We start from the raw sequence: 17,161 nt of genomic DNA, 5'->3' as shown, positions 1-17,161 counted from the left end.
CAAAGCTTTCAGATTTGAGGATGTACCTCATAGCTGCCGGAAGTGCTGTATGGGAAACATAAATATATGTAAGTAAATACAAAATTTAAAAAATATTATGTCTCTGTGGCGACTTTATTATCATATTGCTTGGGCAACAAAAGAACGCCAACTTCTAATTACCTCCGATAAAGAAACTGATCTTTATAATTACATCATTGATAAATCCAATAGTTTAAATTGTAGACTCCATGCCATTGGAGGTATTGAAGACCACATACATTTAGTAGTATCTATCCCGCCAACAATCGCGATCGCAGAGTTTGTAAAAAAAATTAAAGGAAGTAGTTCTCACCATTTCAACCACAATCTTTGCCCTACCCTACATCAGAAAAATTTGCTTGGCAAGAAGGTTATGATATATTCTCTTTGGGCAGTAAGCAACTTGAGCAAGCTGTTATATATTTTCAAAATCAAAAAATACATCATCTTGAAGGCACGGTAAATTCCCATTTAGAAAAAGCAGGCGCATAACCAAGAAAAAGAAACTGCTAATATCTACGGGCAACTCAAAGCTGATTGATTAAATCAATTTGCACCCAGAGAAAAAAGCAAGCAAAGAAAAACTAAAATAACTGATTTAGGTTTTGGTGAAGTAGAGAGCGTCATTTGGAATTTTGAATTGTTAATTGTGGTTTTCCCCAAAGTATGGTTTCCTGCTTGTAAATGGCAATTCCCGGTTTGGCTCCTTTGGGTTTGTAGACGTGTTTTAGCTGAGTGTAAACTACTGGCACTTGCTCGCTCTGACGGGCGCGACTGTAGTATGCTGCAAGATTAGCTACAAATTGCAAATCAGTTTCTTCTGCAACAGCACCCGGTTCTAAACGTAGTAACACATGACTTCCTGGAATTTCTTGAGCGTGGAACCAGATGTCATAATCCCCTGCTACACGAAAGGTTAATTGGTCATTTTGGCGATTGTTACGACCGATTAATACTTCAAAGCCATTGGGAGTAAGATAACGATGAAAATTGGTGCTGGGAGCTTCATTGGCACTCCGACTACGATATTCTGGATCTTCTAGATACTTTTGCCCAATCAACTCTTCGCGGATTTCTTCTAAAGCTCGTAAATCTTCTGCTGTTTGGTAAGTATCTATCTGAGCGATCGCAGCTTCTACTTGTTCTAAATACTCAATTTCTGTCTGTACTTCTAATAGTAGCGGTTCCACAGCAGCACGAGCGCGTTTCAGCTTTTGGTGCTGTTTGTAAAGACTTTGGGCATTTTGGACGGCATTTTTATCTGGCTGGAGTGCGATCGCAACTGGCAAATTTGTCTCAAAATCAGCCAGGATAATTTCTTTCATCCCCGGTTGCCAGTTTTGCAGATGAGCCATCAATAAATCAGCTTTTTGCCGATACTCATCAGCTTGATCTGATTGCTGCAAGCGCGTCTGAAAGGTTTGAGCTTTATTCCGTAATTTGGCCAGAATATTATGCAATTTCTGACTCAATTGATGGCGCAATTGCGAAAATAACTGTTGATCGATCTGATTACTGTAGTAGTGGTTGAGTAACTCCTGAATATTTTTGACCTTTTCAACTGCACCCCAACCCATTATGGTGTAACCATCTTTTGTCCAAGCGGGTTGAAATTTCTTGGAATCCAAAGCTTGCAGCCATTCTTGCCAACGCTCAAACAGCCGTCGCCAGTCGTCGGGGTTGAGAGTATCGGTAGATGCTTCTGGGGCAATATTTGCTTCTAGCAGCATTAACTCCAGTAGCGCTGCACTCAAGCCACTATAACTTTTGAGTAATTGCCGCTTGATTGCTCCTGGCACTAAACTTACCCGTTCTTGCCAACGTTCTTGAGATTCGCTCAAACTGGGGACGGTTCCAGTCAGTTTTGGTGGTGTTTCATAAGGTTGTCCGGTTTGGATGGGACGGACACTAGATTGTTGCTGACTGACTTGATGGGCGGCGGTGATAATTATATTGTTAGCGTCGGTGAGAATGACGTTGCTATACTTGCCCATGATTTCTGCATAGACATGATATAGGGCGCTTTCTCCGGGACGACGGGCAAATTGCAAATCGATAACCCGCTCCCAAGGGGCGATCGCTTCAATACCCACCAATGCCAAACCACCCAATTGGTGTATTAATTGTTGACTAAAGGTGAAAGTATCAGGCGATCGCGGTGGTGGATCGCCAATACAAATATGTGCCGCTTGGGGATGCCAAGAAATTTGTAGCCAATCCCGCTGTTTCAGAGTGCGTAATGCTATAGCAATAGTGTAGCGATCGCGTTGATAAACCTGTTCTGTCCGCGAGGGCAGCCAGTTAGCGCGTATTTCGCTACAGGTAGCTGTAAGGGTGGTGAAGTCAACTGGTTGCATAGCCATTCGCGTTCAAAGGTCGATGCTCAGTATACTTCTATATATTGATATTAGCGTAGGTGTAGCCCGCCTTCTCTACGGGAGGCACTCACGTTTCCTGGATTTTCTCACTTGTGATAAATCCAATGGGTGTGGGAGGTGTGGGAGGATGGGGAAGAAGTCTTACCCCCCCACTCCTCTTCCCCTGAAGCCTACACTATGCGTGAGAAATCCGGGGTTTGCAATCATTATTCCTCTCACAACTTCTTCAGGAGTAGCCGTACCATCGATTATCTTTGGTGCGTAGGCATCACCATCACTTCCAAAGCTAATAGAGACGCAAAATTTGCGTCTCTACAAAAGTTATCGCTATGTAGATAATCTTATCCAAACCGTATCGAGTTGCTGAGAAGATTATTTAGCAAGCAATAGGGGTTCTTGGACTGGTTGTACCAGTTGAGTATAAAGTTCACTCAACTGAGTTGCTACACCATGCCAACTAAACTTGCTTTCGACGCGCTTTCTACCAGCTTTACCCAATTCGTCTCGCCACTCTGGATTTAAGAGAATTCGGTCAATGGCAGACGCAAAGGCATCTACATCTTGTGGTGGTGCTAATAAACCAGTTTCTTCATGAACTACAGTAAACTGAAGTCCGCCGACATCGCTAGCTACAACTGGTGTACCGCTTGCCATTGCTTCGATCGCTACGAGTCCAAAGGGTTCGTAGTGACTGGGAACAACGCAAACATCGGCGGCTGCGTAATAAGTTGGCAAAATCTCTTGACTTAGACGACCGGCAAGAATGGTAAAGTCGCTCATTCCCAATTCGTTGATAATAGCCTCAATGCGATCGCGCTCAATTCCGTCGCTGTTACCTGGAGTGCTACCACCACCAATAATTAGCTTGATATTTTTCGAGTTGCGTAGTTGAGACTTGTTGACTGCACGCACCAAGGTTTCTATACCTTTGCGTTGGTCAAAACGCCCTACATACAATACAACCTTAGCTTCTTGGTCAATACCAAATTCAAATCTGGCTGCTTCTCGCCCAATGGAACCAAACTGCTGAATATCTGTACCACAGGGAATGATGTCAATGTTGCCTTTAGTGGAAACTAGCGATCGCATGTGTTCTTGTTCTTGTGGACTTGTCGCCACAATTCGCTCTGCTGTTTCCAACACTTGTTTTTCTACTGCTAATCGCACACTAGCAATCAAAGGAATATTTTCTATAGTGTTATATTTTACCGCTCCTAAGGAGTGGTAGGTGTGAACTTGTTGACTCCCTTGGATTTTCTTTAACTCCATCCCCACCCAACTAGAGAGCCAGTAATTAGTGTGAACTAACTGGTATGTAATCTCATTTTTTACTTGAAATTTGAGGAAATTATCCACAAATTCAGGTAGATAATCAAAAATCTCATCTCGCGGCACAAACTCAAGAGGGCCAGCTTTTAAACGAATAGTTCGACAATTGTTACTGTGTTCAACAATCGAGTCTTGTTCTAGACTCACCTTGCGGGTAAACATATCAACTTGCCATCCTAGCTGCGCTAGTGCTTCACCCACCTGGCGCACATAAACATTTTGTCCCCCAGCTTCTTCTTTCCCTATTTCAATCGCCGGATCTCCGTGGACGGAAATCAAGGCGATACGTTTTTCGGTGGTAGAGTTCATAGTTTGTGTGTGGCTGATTTTAACAAAGTTTTAGGCTGTTCCAGGCTTGTGAATAAAACACTTGCCTGAATTGTTTAGGAACTTTGATTAATATTGATTTTAATTTACTATACCTAATTTTTTTTTACATCCTCTGTCAGAAGTATACTTTTAGATTAAATACAAATATTTAATCTATATTTAATTTATTTTTAATTTCTTTAGATGTAGAAAATCGTTATTGCCTCTCATACTTTTGATAGATGAAAATTATATTTTTAATTCATGCCTAGCTCTAATTTCATAGATATAGCAACCTTTTTTAATTTGCTCTCTACCGAGAGACTCAAATCCCCGACTTCCTGAAGAAGTCGAGGATTTTTTGGTCTATAGATGCCTTGACGCCATATCAGTAAAACAACGTATCAATAAGTATTAACTTTAATAAGTATATATTCAATTTAGATATTGAAGTTCAAACCATCTACCACAGTTAACTCACCGTGTTGAACTCATTTTGTATTAAGTAGTAAGAATAACTGTTAAATATTGATGCAAAATCGGGTAATTTATTGAATTTGCTTCGGAAAGTTTCAGATTATATTTTCAACCATTAATAAATTTCAGGAGCAAAATCAGGTGTTTACTTCGACCTTACTCGCTGCTGCAACTACACCCCTGGAATGGAGTCCAACAGTTGGTCTGATTATAATTCTCGCTAATATCGTTGCGATCGCCTTTGGCAAATCTAGCATCAAGTATCCCAACGCAGAACCAGCACTACCTTCACCCAATTTATTTGGTGGTTTTGGTTTACCTGCCCTTTTAGCAACTACCGCCTTTGGTCATATCTTAGGCGTGGGCGTTGTCTTAGGGCTGCATAACCTGGGAAGAATATAGGCTTTTACCCAAGTTAGCCTTTATTTGATGATTCTTTTGTCTCCAGCTTTGAGCCAGAGAGTTAGTTCTCTGGCTCTTTTTTATACAAATTGTCCTGAGAGATCGAGGTTTGTTGAAGAAGAAATCAGAAATCAGAATTCAGAATTCAGAATCAAGAGATCCGCGACTAAATTGTTGCACCACCAAATTTTAAATTTTCACGCAACCCAGACACAGAAAGCAATTCCCAATCCAAAATCTAAAATTCAAAATGGTATAAGCAGCCTAAAAATTACTAAAAAAGGTGGGCTGTTTGCCCACCGAATGATTAGGATTTTTTCAGATATGCCAAAAATCCTTTGCTCAAAATCAATCTATACTCTAAGAGTGACTTTCTAGGGGATTAGCAATGTATTTGAATGTTGGCTCAGAATTCCAAGGGCCACGCTCGTCTTTACCATCGCCGTTTGTCGATAGGTTGTAGTAGAGAGCAACAGTGTCATCTGGCTTAATATTACCAAAGAATGGATCTGTCAATTTACCCAGTGAATCTAGAGCTTTCATAAACATCTGAGTATGAGAAATTTCTCGTGTTAACAGATGCACTAAAGTCTCTTGGGTTCCTTTGTCGGTTGCCAACTTGATCAATGATTCGTAAGTCTGACGGGCACCGGCTTCTGCTGCAACGTTAGCTCTTAAATCACGTACCACATCTCCACCCTCATTCAAGTAACTTGCAGTCCAAGCAGTACCCTGGCTATCTAGAAAATGAGGCCCAATACCTCGAACTGCAAAGAGAGTACTTTTATAAGCCTCTGTTTGATCTACATTTTTAGTATGAGCCTCAATGAGTTTCCCAACCATTTCTAAATGGCTGAATTCCTCAATAGCAATGTCTTGAAGCATATCTTTAATGCCAGCATTTTCGACATGAAATGATTGAACCCAATATTGAAGTGCTGCACTAAGTTCGCCAGTAGCTCCGCCAAACTGCTCTAGTAGCAACTGAGCAAAACGAGGGTTTGCTTCACTAACGTTAACTGCATGAATAGGCTCTTTTTTGTGAAAAAACATAGATTTACACTTCCCAAAATTTGGTGTTACAGAATGAATCGACTTATCTTTTAGTCTTTTTCCAGATAGAGCTAATTTGATGTTTGATAGCTTCTGCAATTGGTGAACTAGAAGACTGAATAAAGTACAATAGTTATCTCAGGTTTGATAACTGCCAGTTAGCGATTAGACATTGCTGCTTCTTCTGATTAATCCCCATAGATAAATAGCAACAATTGCGCCAAGCACAGCCACTAAAATACCAGGAAGAGTTAAACCAGCGCCAGCCGCAGTAATTTGTAGAGTTCCTGTTCGTAACAAGGTAAATAGAGTTCCACCAACGAAAGCACCAATGATACCCAATATCATTGTGGAAAGGATTCCGCCACCTTGATAACCAGGATAAATAGATTTAGCAATCGCACCTGCCAAAATTCCTAAAACTATCCAAGCAATAATACTCATAACTGCCTCAACAATCTCACCTGTATTTAAGTTATCAACTCTGATTTCAAATTCTTTCTACCAGATGGGGTAAATGCTGAATCCAAAAGTTAGACAAAATAGTTTGTAAATTAGACAAAAAAATATATCCAGATTGATTGGATAATAATTTATCTTTACTACTATTATTAAAAGTTTCTTAGGCTCAACAGTACAATATTTAATTTATATTTTCTTATATCTATCTTAAGATTTAAAATATTATCTAACTTTTTGGAGATGCGTCAAAATATTGATTAATAAAAATATCAGATAAATTTAGATCGCCGACTCATTCAGAAGTCGGCGATCTGGGCAGCAACATTTGCAGAAATGATATCAAATGGCGCGGGAAAATTTTGTCTCTCGCGTCCTTGTATGAGTATCAAAGATGACAGCAATATTTCTTACTAGTAATCTACCGATGTCTGTAATCTGGATCTGATTTTTTGATAAACTGACTAGTCCATCGGCTTCTAGTGGTTTTAATGCCTCTAGTTCCTCAGAGAAATATTCATCAAAACTGATATGATATTTGTTTTCAATGTCTTGCTTATGAAGCTGAAAGTGAGACATTATACCCATAATCACATCCCGTCTGATGATATCATTCTGAGTAAGTTTAATACCTTTACTAACAGGTAATGTACCTGCTGTAAGTGTCTGATAATAATCCTTTAATTCTTTGTGGTTTTGGGCATAAGCATCTTCTAGCATACTGATAGATGTGGCACCAAAACCAAACAATTCTGTTTCAGCGTGGGTAGTGTAGCCCTGGAAATTGCGTTTGAGAGTGCCATTGCGTTGAGCGATCGCTAGTTCATCATTAGTTTTAGCAAAATGATCCATCCCAATAAATAGATATTCGTTATTCGTCAATTCTTCAATGGTCATTTTCAGAATCTCTAACTTTTCCTCTGCTGGGGGTAGCGCTTCTTGAGGAATATTTTTTTGTGTCGGTTTGAGCCACGGCACATAAGCAAAGTTAAAGACTACAATTCGGTCAGGATCTAATTCAATCGTCTTTTTCAGCGTCTCTTGAAATGTCTCGCGGGTTTGATAAGGTAAACCATAAATTAGGTCTACATTCACACTTTCAAATTTAGCTTCTTTGATCCAACTCATGACATCAAAGAGCATTTCTTCAGGCTGGACACGATTTACAGCTACTTGAACTTGGCGATTAAAATCCTGAATGCCAAAACTAATGCGGTTAAAGCCAATCTGTCTTAGAAAGAAAATGTAGTTTTTATCGATATAGCGGGGATTAATCTCAATTGAGATTTCTGCTTGGGGGTCGATGTTGAAATAGCGATTGATGTTTTTCCATAAAAATTCTACTTGGTGACGTTCTAAGTAATTAGGAGTACCACCTCCCCAATGGATTTGCAACACTTTTCTATCTGGATCGATTAAGGCTGCGGTGTTTTTGATGTCTTGAACCAAAGACTCCACATAAGGTTTAGCAATATTCTTGTTGTTGGAAATTACTGTGTTACAGCCACAGAAGTAGCAAGCACTTTGGCAGAAGGGGATATGGAAATACAAAGAAAGAGGGGTTTTGCGTTGATTCGATGCTGCGATCGCGGCCTTAAAATCAGTTTCAGTGAATGTTTCGCTTAACTCTGTAGCGGGCGGGTAACTGGTATATCTAGGTGCGCGAGTGTCGTACTTTTGAATCAGATCCAGATCAAACTTGACACCAGGTAATAGAAAAACCATTGAGTTGCTTTCCAATGAATGAAGGGGGATTGGGGATTGGGGACTGGGGACTGGGGATTGGGGAGAATTATTGAACAAGCTTCTTTCTAATGCCCAATGACAAATGACAAATGACAAATGACAAAATTAATTAGTCGCAGCTACTTCAGTGCTACCTGAATTCCGAGAACGAGTGAGGCTATTAAACAGGACTTGACCGAGTGCTTTAATTAAACTTCCCTCTAACTCTTGAGCCATTTGTAAATTGAACCCAAAGGCATTATTGGCTTCTGCAACAATCCGTTCTGCTGTTATATCATCAACGGGTAATGCATTTAATGCCTGACGATACTTATCCTTAAATGCCTTTTTGTCAGGAATTTGCTCAAAGTTGTAAAAGGATGTGCCTTCATAGCCCGAAAGTTTCAGGGCAGACTGAGCAACTTTTTGTAGCATTTGACCCCCAGAAAGATCGCCCATGTAGCGAGTATACGCATGACCTAACAGTAAGGCTGGTTCACTAGCAGAAATTTCCCGAATGCGGCTAATGTATGTCTGGGCAGCTGGTGAGGCTGTAACTCGCTCTCGCCAATTATCCCCATAATAAAACACCATGTCTTTTTCGAGCGAAGATTGGCGATTAAGTTCAGGAAAGTAAACTGCACTAATTACAGGATGCTTTACATGGCTCTCTAATGCCGCTTCTAGTTCGCTGTAGACGTAATACAAGTTGCTTAAGAACTTGGCAAAGCAGTCTTTATCCACAACTCCTTGCAAAAAACATTTCATGAATGCCACATTTTCCGCTGATGTGTGGGCTTGTTGAGTTCCAGAGCGGAGTTTGATGGCTAGATTGCTACTCATTGTTGCTTCCTTCATGTTCAAGCGCAAGGTTTCTCGGCAGTCACCGATTCACGATGCCTGTCAAGTCCAGCTAAAAAATTGTTATTCTAGGTTTAGGTTTAGAAAGTATTTGCATCACTCTATCCAGCAAGAATCACTGCCGATGCAAATCCCAGCTATTTTTATCTCTCCTAAAAGTATTTAACTATTCATTCATATATAACTATGGGGATATTAATATTTATTTATGTTTTCTGATGCTCATATTCAGGCATCTAACCTTAATCTGAAACTAGCAGAGATTAATAAGAGCGATACCTACGGCGCGCTCACCAATTATAAAATTTTGCCAAAAATTACCCTTGATAGTCTCAATTGTTGGGCATCTATTGCAGACTTACCTAATTGTGAAGGAGGCAGGAAGTTGCAATATAGCGTAGCAACTCTTGGATTTCAGTGCTACTGAAGTAAAAATTTAACTTAATCTTATCCTGTTTTTGATTTGTTCTTAGTTGTGCGAAGACTTTTAATACAATATATTCTGTTTAATCAGTATTAAATCTTTTATAAAAATCCGATTTAATCTTGGAAAATCTTGGGTGCTATCGCTTTGAGTGATGTAAATCAGAGCTTCAGTATACTTAACAAGATTCATACCGGATTCTGAAGATTTCTATGTGATATTCTCAAAATAGGTTTAAAGATTCAGCCTGACTGTTTGGTATCGTACTCACTAAATCAGGATAAACTCTATGTATCGATTCCAAATCAGTGCATACACGCAAGTAGGCGAATCCATTGGTATCGTCGGTTCTACTCCAGAGTTGGGATTGTGGGACATTACCAAATGTATCCATCTGCGTACAAGTGGCGATCGCTATCCTTTATGGTGGACAGATATTGACATTCAAGAGTCAGGCTGTCAACAGAGACTTGAATACAAGTATGTGCGTCTTGATGCAAACGGTAACGCAACATGGGAAAGCTTACTAGATACAAACCGCTGGATTCCCATTGATTCTAATGATGATGCCAGCACAATTATTGTGGATGATGGCGCATTTGGTTATTTACAACCTTATCCATTCGGATATATTGATAAGCCTGCTGTTAAAATCCCCCTGGATGAAGAGTCTAAAGGGTTAAAAATCGTAGTCATTGGTAGTTCCGTTGCATTAGGTCATAAAGCCTGGTTTTTGCAAGGTTGGGTTTGGTTGTTGGCACAGGCTTTACAGCAAAAATATGGGCATGAACTCATGAATGTGTCGGAGGTGGGGGCGAATGTCAGCAGAACGATCGCTCGATTTGGCTCAGTTGTGATCCCCGAACAACCAGATATCGTAATTATTGCCTTGTCTCTGGGCAACGAAGGATTAGCCTACTGTCCCCCTCACGAACGTCGGGCGGTACAGCGGCGGTTTGAAAGTGGCTTGCAGCAGCTTGTGAAAATGACGCGGGACATCGGCGCTATCCCGATTCTGGGCGGAGTTTACCCCAACGGTGATTATTCCCAGGAACATTACTGGCTGATTCGAGACACACATAACCGGATGCTAAGTTGGGGTGTGACTGTATTGGATTGGTTGGCAGCCGTCGATGATGGGCAAGGACGATGGAAAGCAGGGACATCCTTCGATCCGGCTCACCCGAATACAGTCGGTCATAGCCTCATGTATCAGCAGATCGACCACCACTTATTCGATATCGACAAAGACGAATTAGCAAAACAAAAACAACGCTCCCAGCAACCGAATGAATTCCCCATCTATTTTGATAATGGTGGCTTTCATCTCTCTGTCTGTATCGAAGAGAAGCGTTTGCGGATTGTTAATCCATCACAATACAGCTATACGATCGCTCCCTATTGGCAGGAACTACAAACTGCACTGCAAAGTAAGGGGGGATTGATACCAGGTATTTACATTACCAAGGATACCCAGCCAGGGACGCTCCCCTTTTTGGCTGTAGAAGATGGTGCGATCGCAACTACAATAAACATTCCTCCTGGTAGCGATCTAGAATATAGCGCCGCCTTCAATCTCTTTTCGCCAAACAACGTTTTATTCTATGACGGGCATTTGGGGATTTTGCAAGCAGATGAACGCCACCTCTGGATAATCAACGAATCAGACAATGAGTACAATATCCAGCCGATGTGGACGGAGGTTTGCAATGCACTTAAAGCTATGCCATCGGGTGTTTATGAAGATCCGCTTTATCCCGATGCCCCCTTTCGCACCATGATGATTGGTAAGGATGGGTTAGAAAGTCGGGTGAAAGCACCACCTAAGTCTGCGGTGTTGTTCCAATATAAATGTGAGTTATCGGATATCAGCCGTGTGGCCATTCTTCCCCTTGGCGATCGCTGTGCCGTCCGTATGATGTTATATAAGATGGAATATGATGGCCCCGCCTTTCCCTTCGATCTGACGCGCACCACCAATATTGGAGATGTTGCCGATGCGATCGCACACGGTTTTGATGATATGTGGAACCCTGCCTTCCTACACTACAGTCCCGACGCAGGTAGAATTTACCATAGTAAGTGGTCGGGTTTATCCTTTGCCCATGAAGTTGAGGAGACAGACGACCCAAAAAACGATATGTCTCCCGTCCATGAACGGATGCGCGTTCGTTACACAGCACGCTCTGAAAGGTTTTGGTATGCATTGCGCCATTGCGACAAAGTGCTTTTTGTTCGCACAGGAATTAGCGATCGCGGTGGTGTGATAGATTTGGTGAACAAGCTGCAAAAACAATGCCAGGGAAAGCCATTTCATCTCTTGCTGCTTTCTCCTCAAAGCGATGATGAGTTTTTAGACCTTCCCAATGTGCTGCATTACAATGTCGAGTTTAATCCCGATCGCATGTATGACGATTTGGGGCATTGGATGTACTGCACAGAGGTGATGCGAGGAATTCTGGAATCCCTTGGTGTGTCCAGTAAAAATCTATTTTGGTGTCCGCCCAAACCTCCGAAGGGGTGGGAAACTAGATAGGAGCCGCAATACTGTTCGGTTAAGGCAAGAGACGCGATGAATCGCCGTCTCTACAATAATTAGTCATTAGCTACCAGATAGTATTCCCAAAAATCTTGTACGGCATAACATTCCCAATCACCCCAGATAAACCGCAACACCCAATAGATAACTTTTAGCTAGTTGGCTATTACAATTTGCTATGCAGACGATTGGGTTGTTTGAGTGGCTGTGAAATAATCTGCCGATTAAGTAGAACAAGGTGAAAAAACCAAACTGTGTAAAGATAAGTAAATACATAAATGTGTCTACCAAGGTAACAGGGGTATGGGCAGCCGTTTAAGGGCATTTCTGACTCGTGAGCAAGATAGAACTTTGTTTAACCTGAGAACGGCAGATGTACCCCAGAAAGTTAAAGACAGAGCAGAAGTGATTAGATTGAGCGCAAATGGTTGGTATGTAGAGAAGATAGCGGCTCACTTTAATTGGACAGCACAAACAGTGCGAGAAGTTTTGCATAGATGGGAGCATCTTGGTTTAGAGGGACTTTGGGAAAAACCAGGGCGAGGAGGAAAATCAAGGTGGACGGAAGATGACATGGTGTTCTTAGAAGAATGTTTAGAGAAAGAACCTCGTACATATAACAGCGTTCAATTAGCCCAAAGATTAGAACAAGAACGCTCGGTAACATTGAGTCCTGACTGGTTAAGGCAGGTACTAAAAAAAAGGGGATCATTTGGAAACGAACGAGAAAAAGCCATAAAGGAAAACAAGATCCAGTAGTACAGCAAGTTAAACAAGCAGATTTGGAAATGTTGGAATTGTCTGCGCCGCAGGAGAAATCGATTTAAAGTATCTAGATGAATCAGGGTTTTGTGCTTGGAGTGAACCGAGTTACAGCTACTACTTCCGAGGCAAACAAAAACGTTTAGAGCAGAGCAAGCGTCGAGGTCGAAGGTTAAGTATTATTGGCTTTCTTCAACCGTTAATTAGTTTCGTTTACGGTCTGGTAATTGGAGGCGTTTCACGCAAATCTTATATTCAAATGATGGAGCTTGAAGCACTAGAAGCACAAAAAACGGGACGCATAAGAGTCATAGTGCAGGATAACGGCCCAATACATCGATGTAAAGAAGTGCAGGAGTTATGGCCAAAGTGGGAAGAGATGGGTTTGTACATCTTCTTTCTACCCAAATATTGTTCGGAAATGAACCCAATTGAATTGGAGTGGCAACACCTCAAAAAAGATGAACTAGCCTCGAAAACTTTTGAAGATGAGTTAGACCTTGCCTATGCTGTGATTGATGGAGTTCAAGCTAGAGCAGAGAAGGGAAATTACAGTACACAACGTATAAGATTTAACTCTAACTCTTCCCCTTAATTGTTTGTTACATAGTTATAAATTTTCTCCACGACTTACTTACTTGCAGCTTGCTTTTGTCGCAAATCATCACAAATTGCTTGTAAATCGTAGTTGAAAGCCTTTGCATGTTCTTCTCGAATTCTATAAATCTCTTCAAGAATTTCATCTTTCCACATATCTACTCTCCCATTAGTTCGTAGGGTGTACAAAGGGTTGGCAACTCGTATCCGGCATCAAGACTGATTTGGGCTAGCTTTTTCTGGATTTGAGCATTAGCAATATGCTTACAGTTCCACGTTAACAGATAGTCCAATCCGTAAACTGTAGCCGCTGCAATATGAAGTGCATCATCAGCAGCCTTCGGTGGAAGGCTACTTTTTGCGATAAATTGTGCTGCTAAATTTTGAACAGCTTCACTGACTTCAAGCAAAGGAAAATCACGCACTATTTCAAGTCGCTTCGTTGCTATCTCTGTATCGCCTCGTGCTACTTCATCCAAAACCACTTGAGAAATGTAGAGCATAAACTGATCGCGACGTGTGTCCCACCATTCCCGCGTAGCTTCTAAATTAGCCATCAGGATCAAGTTGTTACTGGGTCTAGCAGTCAAGTAGCCAACAATACTGGTTTTGATGTAAACAGTTTCGCTCATCTGGTATTAAGCTGTTAACTTTCTCATGTTATCCGAAGTCAAAAACTATAAACTGCGTAGGTTGGATGGAGGAACGAAACCCAACCGTATTGGGTTATAACAGTGAAGTTTAATTGCTGCCATTACTCAATAGCCCAATGGATGCCGGAAATCACCAACCACTTTGTCAAGTTCTTGAGCGATCGCTAACAGTTCCATCTCGCGCCATCGCTTGCCAATAATTTGTATTCCAATCGGTAAGCCATTGTGAGTTTGCCCAATGGGAATCACCACCGCAGGATGACCACTGAGATTAAATGGCATAGTGTAAGCTCCGTTTGCCACCGCATGAGGATAGGATTTGCCCTCAATATCAATGGCGCTCCAAGCCGGACAATGGTTAAATGCAGGGGTTGCGGTCACAGGAGTGAGCCATACATCCCACGGTTCTAAGGCTTCATCCATTTGGGCAATGAAGCGATCGCGCTCGGTGAGTGTCTCAAAATATCCTTTTAAGCTGGGATTCAAAATTTCTGGCAGAAAGCTGCTGAAATTTCCTAATCTTCGGAGTTTTTTGTCGCCTTGAGTTGCCGTGCGAAAGAGTAACTCTAAGTTGCGTAGCACATTATAGCGATCCTTGGGTTGGGCGTAGTTGTTGATATATGCTTCCATGCGCCCGCAGAGGTTCCACACTGTCGATAGATTAAAGTCTTTGGGAAGCCAGCGTTCAACATAAGTACCTGCTTGAGCAAGTTTTTGCACGACTGTCTGTACTGCGGCTCGAATTTCCCCAGCAACGGGAACCTCTACCCATTCATCAATCCAAGCAATTTTAAGATCCTGCAAAGACTTGCCTGATGGAGTATCAAGGGGAATTGGTGGCACATCTGGGCGACGCAGATCCGCACCAGCGATCAGCGAGAAACAAAGGCGAATATCTTCGAGCGATCGCCCAAAACAGCCAATAGTCAACATTTGTCGCAAGCATAGCGGCATTCCTGGTACTTCAGGGATACTTCCGGCGGTGGAAATACGGCGATCTGTTGGCTTTAATCCATACACGCCGCAGAAAGTTGCAGGCTGGCGCACTGAACCTGCAAGATCGTTGCCTATATCTAATGCTGAAAGTCCGGCTGCAACAGCAGCAGCACTACCTCCAGAACTGCCACCTGCTGTATAGTCAAGATTCCAGGGATTATTTACTCGTGGAAACAGAGAATTGGTACTTTGAAAATCACCAGCCAGTTCTGCCATGTTCGTTTTTCCGAGAATCACGGCTCCTGCTGCCCGCAGCCTGGCGACAACGGTGGCATCCTGTTGAGGAATGTAGTCTTTGAGAGGAATGTAACCTGCTGTGGTACGTAGTCCTACTGTTTCAAAAATGTCTTTGATTGTGATCGGGACACCGTGCAGAGCGCCCCAGTGTTCTCCTTTAGCTAGGGCTTCATCTGCCAGCTTTGCTCTAGTACGAGCATTGTCTTCATCTAAGGTGCAAATTGCATTCAGCTTTGAGTTGTGTTTAGAAATCTGCGCTAGGTAAGCCTCGAACACTTCGACAGCTGAGACTTGGCGATCGCGAATCATCTGAGCAAGTTGATGAGCGGGTAAAAAAACTAAGTCACTCATAGGTCGATTTCACTTGATTGCTCTTTTCAATCTAAAATCTCAAATCCAAAATTTTGTAGCGATCGCTATCAGCAAAATAGCTCAACCACTGTCGGCTTAGTAACTTTCCCCATCGCATTGCGCGGTAATTCTTCAACTATCAAAATTTGGGTTGGCACTTTATAAACAGCTAATCTTTCTTTTGCCCAACTCCTGAAAGCTTCTAATGTTAAAGGTTGTGAACCTTGCAATACCAACGCCGCACACACTCGTTCACCCCATTCTAAATCGGCAACCCCAACCACTGCACATTCCTGAATATCTGGATGGGTTCTTAGCACTTCTTCAATTTCTAAAGCTGAAACTTTATACCCTCCGGTTTTGATAATATCCACACTCATCCGTCCCAGAATGCGGTAATTTTCGTTCTCGATTACGGCGGTATCTCCAGTACGGAACCAGCCATCTTGGAAGGTTTTGGCAGTTGCTTCAGGGTTTTGCCAATATTCTAGAAATACTCCAGGGCCTTTAACTTGGATCTCTCCAGGGGTTTCGCCTGGGACTAACTCTCCGTTCTCATCCACTAATCTGACTTCAACATGAGGTAGAGGTTTACCAACATATCCAGACAACCGTTTACCATGTAAAGGGTTTGATAACGCCATACCGATTTCAGTCATCCCATAGCGCTCAAGCAGAAAATGGCTGCTGATAGTTTGCCACTTTTCTAAAACTTGAACTGGTAATGCTGCCGAACCAGAAACCATCAGGCGCATTTTCGCACAGCCTTCTGACATGATTTTTTGGCGTTCCTTAGAGGCAGTTTCCCAAGCAGTAATTAGCTTTACATAAATTGTTGGTACTGCCATAAATAAGGTTAAGTTACTGTCACAAATTCGGTTCCAAACGGTTTCGGCATCAAATTTGCTCAATATATGGCATTCTGCCCCAGCCCATAAAGCACAAGTCAGTACGTTAATAATTCCATGAATATGATGTAGTGGCAGGATATGTAAAATGCGATCATCCGATGTCCATTCCCAAGCAGTGTTTAAGCTAGTTACTTGCGCTTGAATATTTTGATGAGTTGTAACTACACCCTTGGGTTTACCTGTTGTACCGCTGGTGTAGAGAATTAAGGCGCGTCTGGTGATATCTATATCTGGGAGCGGAGCAATATTAAATGGGAGCGCTTCTGAAGTGAGGATAAATCGTAAATTGTGTTCTTGGGCGAGCGATGCCTGCGGCGGTAAACTACGCAGTATATCCTCAAAATTAGGATGAGCAATAATAATCGATGCTCCAGAATTAGTAATTACATACTCCAATTCTGGACGTGGGTGGGAAACACACAGAGGTACAGCTATGCCACCAGCACGCCAAATTCCCCATTGAGTGGCTACATACTCAAACCCAGGCGGAATGAGAAAGGCAACTCGCTGCTCTTGTAAATCTTCTGTATTTTGAAGAAGACTTGTTGCTATTTGACTGGAAGTGTGCAGCAAATCCCCATAGGTAAATGCTCCGTCCGTTGTCACAATTGCTGTTTTTTCGTTATATTCTTCAGCACGAATCATCAATGGTAAATTCACGTTTGTTTGCCGATTTA

At 42.0% G+C, this 17,161-nt stretch carries 13 protein-coding genes and 1 pseudogene; 4 read left to right on the top strand and 10 right to left on the bottom strand.

Features of this window, described 5'->3' with window-relative positions:
• The first annotated feature begins 97 nt into the window (after positions 1-97).
• Positions 98-484, top strand: coding sequence for an IS200/IS605 family transposase (tnpA, locus tag FD723_RS02750; RefSeq protein WP_372743784.1), 387 nt, complete (start codon positions 98-100; stop codon positions 482-484).
• Positions 485-644: 160 nt separating this feature from the next.
• Here tnpA and FD723_RS02745 read toward each other — a convergent pair whose 3' ends face one another.
• Both FD723_RS02745 and FD723_RS02740 read right to left on the bottom strand, forming a co-directional pair.
• The gene (locus tag FD723_RS02745) at positions 645-2,378 is read right to left on the bottom strand and encodes an NFACT family protein (RefSeq protein ID WP_179069002.1); all 1,734 of its coding nucleotides are present in this window, start codon (positions 2,376-2,378) and stop codon (positions 645-647) included.
• A gap of 393 nt (positions 2,379-2,771) precedes the next feature.
• Positions 2,772-4,037, bottom strand: a complete 1,266-nt coding sequence (locus FD723_RS02740; protein ID WP_179063994.1) for a glycosyltransferase family 1 protein — start codon at positions 4,035-4,037, stop codon at positions 2,772-2,774.
• A 618-nt stretch (positions 4,038-4,655) separates the two neighbouring features.
• On the opposite strand from FD723_RS02740, the gene psaK reads away from it, so the two are divergent.
• A complete protein-coding gene (gene psaK / locus FD723_RS02735) occupies positions 4,656-4,916 on the top strand; it encodes a photosystem I reaction center subunit PsaK (protein ID WP_179063993.1) in 261 nt (86 codons plus the stop codon).
• 360 nt (positions 4,917-5,276) lie between these two features.
• On the opposite strand, the gene FD723_RS02730 is transcribed toward psaK, so the two are convergent.
• The 4 genes from FD723_RS02730 to FD723_RS02715 form a co-directional block, all read right to left on the bottom strand.
• Positions 5,277-5,969, bottom strand: a complete 693-nt coding sequence (locus FD723_RS02730) for a manganese catalase family protein (RefSeq protein ID WP_179063992.1) — start codon at positions 5,967-5,969, stop codon at positions 5,277-5,279.
• Between the two features lie 165 nt (positions 5,970-6,134).
• Positions 6,135-6,413 (bottom strand): GlsB/YeaQ/YmgE family stress response membrane protein, encoded by a 279-nt coding sequence (locus FD723_RS02725; protein ID WP_179063991.1) that lies wholly within the window; start codon positions 6,411-6,413, stop codon positions 6,135-6,137.
• A gap of 357 nt (positions 6,414-6,770) precedes the next feature.
• The gene (hemN, locus tag FD723_RS02720; RefSeq protein WP_179063990.1) at positions 6,771-8,153 is read right to left on the bottom strand and encodes an oxygen-independent coproporphyrinogen III oxidase; all 1,383 of its coding nucleotides are present in this window, start codon (positions 8,151-8,153) and stop codon (positions 6,771-6,773) included.
• 126 nt (positions 8,154-8,279) lie between these two features.
• Complete coding sequence (locus tag FD723_RS02715) at positions 8,280-8,996, bottom strand: heme oxygenase (biliverdin-producing) (RefSeq protein WP_179063989.1); 717 nt, start codon at positions 8,994-8,996, stop codon at positions 8,280-8,282.
• Between the two features lie 731 nt (positions 8,997-9,727).
• Here FD723_RS02715 and FD723_RS02710 point away from each other — a divergent pair.
• Positions 9,728-11,974 carry a DUF1796 family putative cysteine peptidase gene (locus FD723_RS02710; protein ID WP_179063988.1) on the top strand — a complete coding sequence of 749 codons (2,247 nt, stop codon included), beginning with the start codon at positions 9,728-9,730 and terminating at the stop codon, positions 11,972-11,974.
• 306 nt (positions 11,975-12,280) lie between these two features.
• Positions 12,281-13,334: pseudogene (locus tag FD723_RS02705) on the top strand (IS630 family transposase).
• 35 nt (positions 13,335-13,369) lie between these two features.
• On the opposite strand, the gene FD723_RS42365 reads toward FD723_RS02705, so the two are convergent.
• The 4 genes from FD723_RS42365 to FD723_RS02690 form a co-directional block, all read right to left on the bottom strand.
• A complete protein-coding gene (locus tag FD723_RS42365) occupies positions 13,370-13,492 on the bottom strand; it encodes a hypothetical protein (protein ID WP_256875031.1) in 123 nt (40 codons plus the stop codon).
• Positions 13,493-13,494: 2 nt separating this feature from the next.
• Positions 13,495-13,968 carry a type II toxin-antitoxin system VapC family toxin gene (locus FD723_RS02700; protein ID WP_179063987.1) on the bottom strand — a complete coding sequence of 158 codons (474 nt, stop codon included), beginning with the start codon at positions 13,966-13,968 and terminating at the stop codon, positions 13,495-13,497.
• A 126-nt stretch (positions 13,969-14,094) separates the two neighbouring features.
• Positions 14,095-15,573 carry an amidase gene (locus FD723_RS02695; protein WP_179063986.1) on the bottom strand — a complete coding sequence of 493 codons (1,479 nt, stop codon included), beginning with the start codon at positions 15,571-15,573 and terminating at the stop codon, positions 14,095-14,097.
• 68 nt (positions 15,574-15,641) lie between these two features.
• On the bottom strand, positions 15,642-17,144 hold the full coding sequence (locus FD723_RS02690) for an acyl-CoA synthetase (RefSeq protein ID WP_179063985.1): 1,503 nt from the start codon (positions 17,142-17,144) through the stop codon (positions 15,642-15,644).
• Positions 17,145-17,161 lie beyond the last annotated feature (17 nt).

Origin of the sequence: Nostoc sp. C052, assembly GCF_013393905.1 — a bacterium.
In the GTDB taxonomy this organism is placed as follows: domain Bacteria; phylum Cyanobacteriota; class Cyanobacteriia; order Cyanobacteriales; family Nostocaceae; genus Nostoc.
The sequence above is the reverse complement of the archived record's forward strand: the minus strand, read 5'-3'. Positions and strand labels throughout refer to the sequence as shown.

Excerpts from the sequence above, each read along its gene's own strand:
- tnpA (WP_372743784.1), top strand. The coding sequence starts at position 98 with ATGTCTCTGTGGCGACTTTATTATCATATTGCTTGGGCAACAAAAGAA.
- FD723_RS02745 (WP_179069002.1), bottom strand. The coding sequence starts at position 2,378 with ATGCAACCAGTTGACTTCACCACCCTTACAGCTACCTGTAGCGAAATA.
- FD723_RS02740 (WP_179063994.1), bottom strand. The coding sequence starts at position 4,037 with ATGAACTCTACCACCGAAAAACGTATCGCCTTGATTTCCGTCCACGGA.
- FD723_RS02730 (WP_179063992.1), bottom strand. The coding sequence starts at position 5,969 with ATGTTTTTTCACAAAAAAGAGCCTATTCATGCAGTTAACGTTAGTGAA.
- FD723_RS02725 (WP_179063991.1), bottom strand. The coding sequence starts at position 6,413 with ATGAGTATTATTGCTTGGATAGTTTTAGGAATTTTGGCAGGTGCGATT.
- hemN (WP_179063990.1), bottom strand. The coding sequence starts at position 8,153 with ATGGTTTTTCTATTACCTGGTGTCAAGTTTGATCTGGATCTGATTCAA.
- FD723_RS02715 (WP_179063989.1), bottom strand. The coding sequence starts at position 8,996 with ATGAGTAGCAATCTAGCCATCAAACTCCGCTCTGGAACTCAACAAGCC.
- FD723_RS02710 (WP_179063988.1), top strand. The coding sequence starts at position 9,728 with ATGTATCGATTCCAAATCAGTGCATACACGCAAGTAGGCGAATCCATT.
- FD723_RS42365 (WP_256875031.1), bottom strand. The coding sequence starts at position 13,492 with ATGTGGAAAGATGAAATTCTTGAAGAGATTTATAGAATTCGAGAAGAA.
- FD723_RS02700 (WP_179063987.1), bottom strand. The coding sequence starts at position 13,968 with ATGAGCGAAACTGTTTACATCAAAACCAGTATTGTTGGCTACTTGACT.
- FD723_RS02695 (WP_179063986.1), bottom strand. The coding sequence starts at position 15,573 with ATGAGTGACTTAGTTTTTTTACCCGCTCATCAACTTGCTCAGATGATT.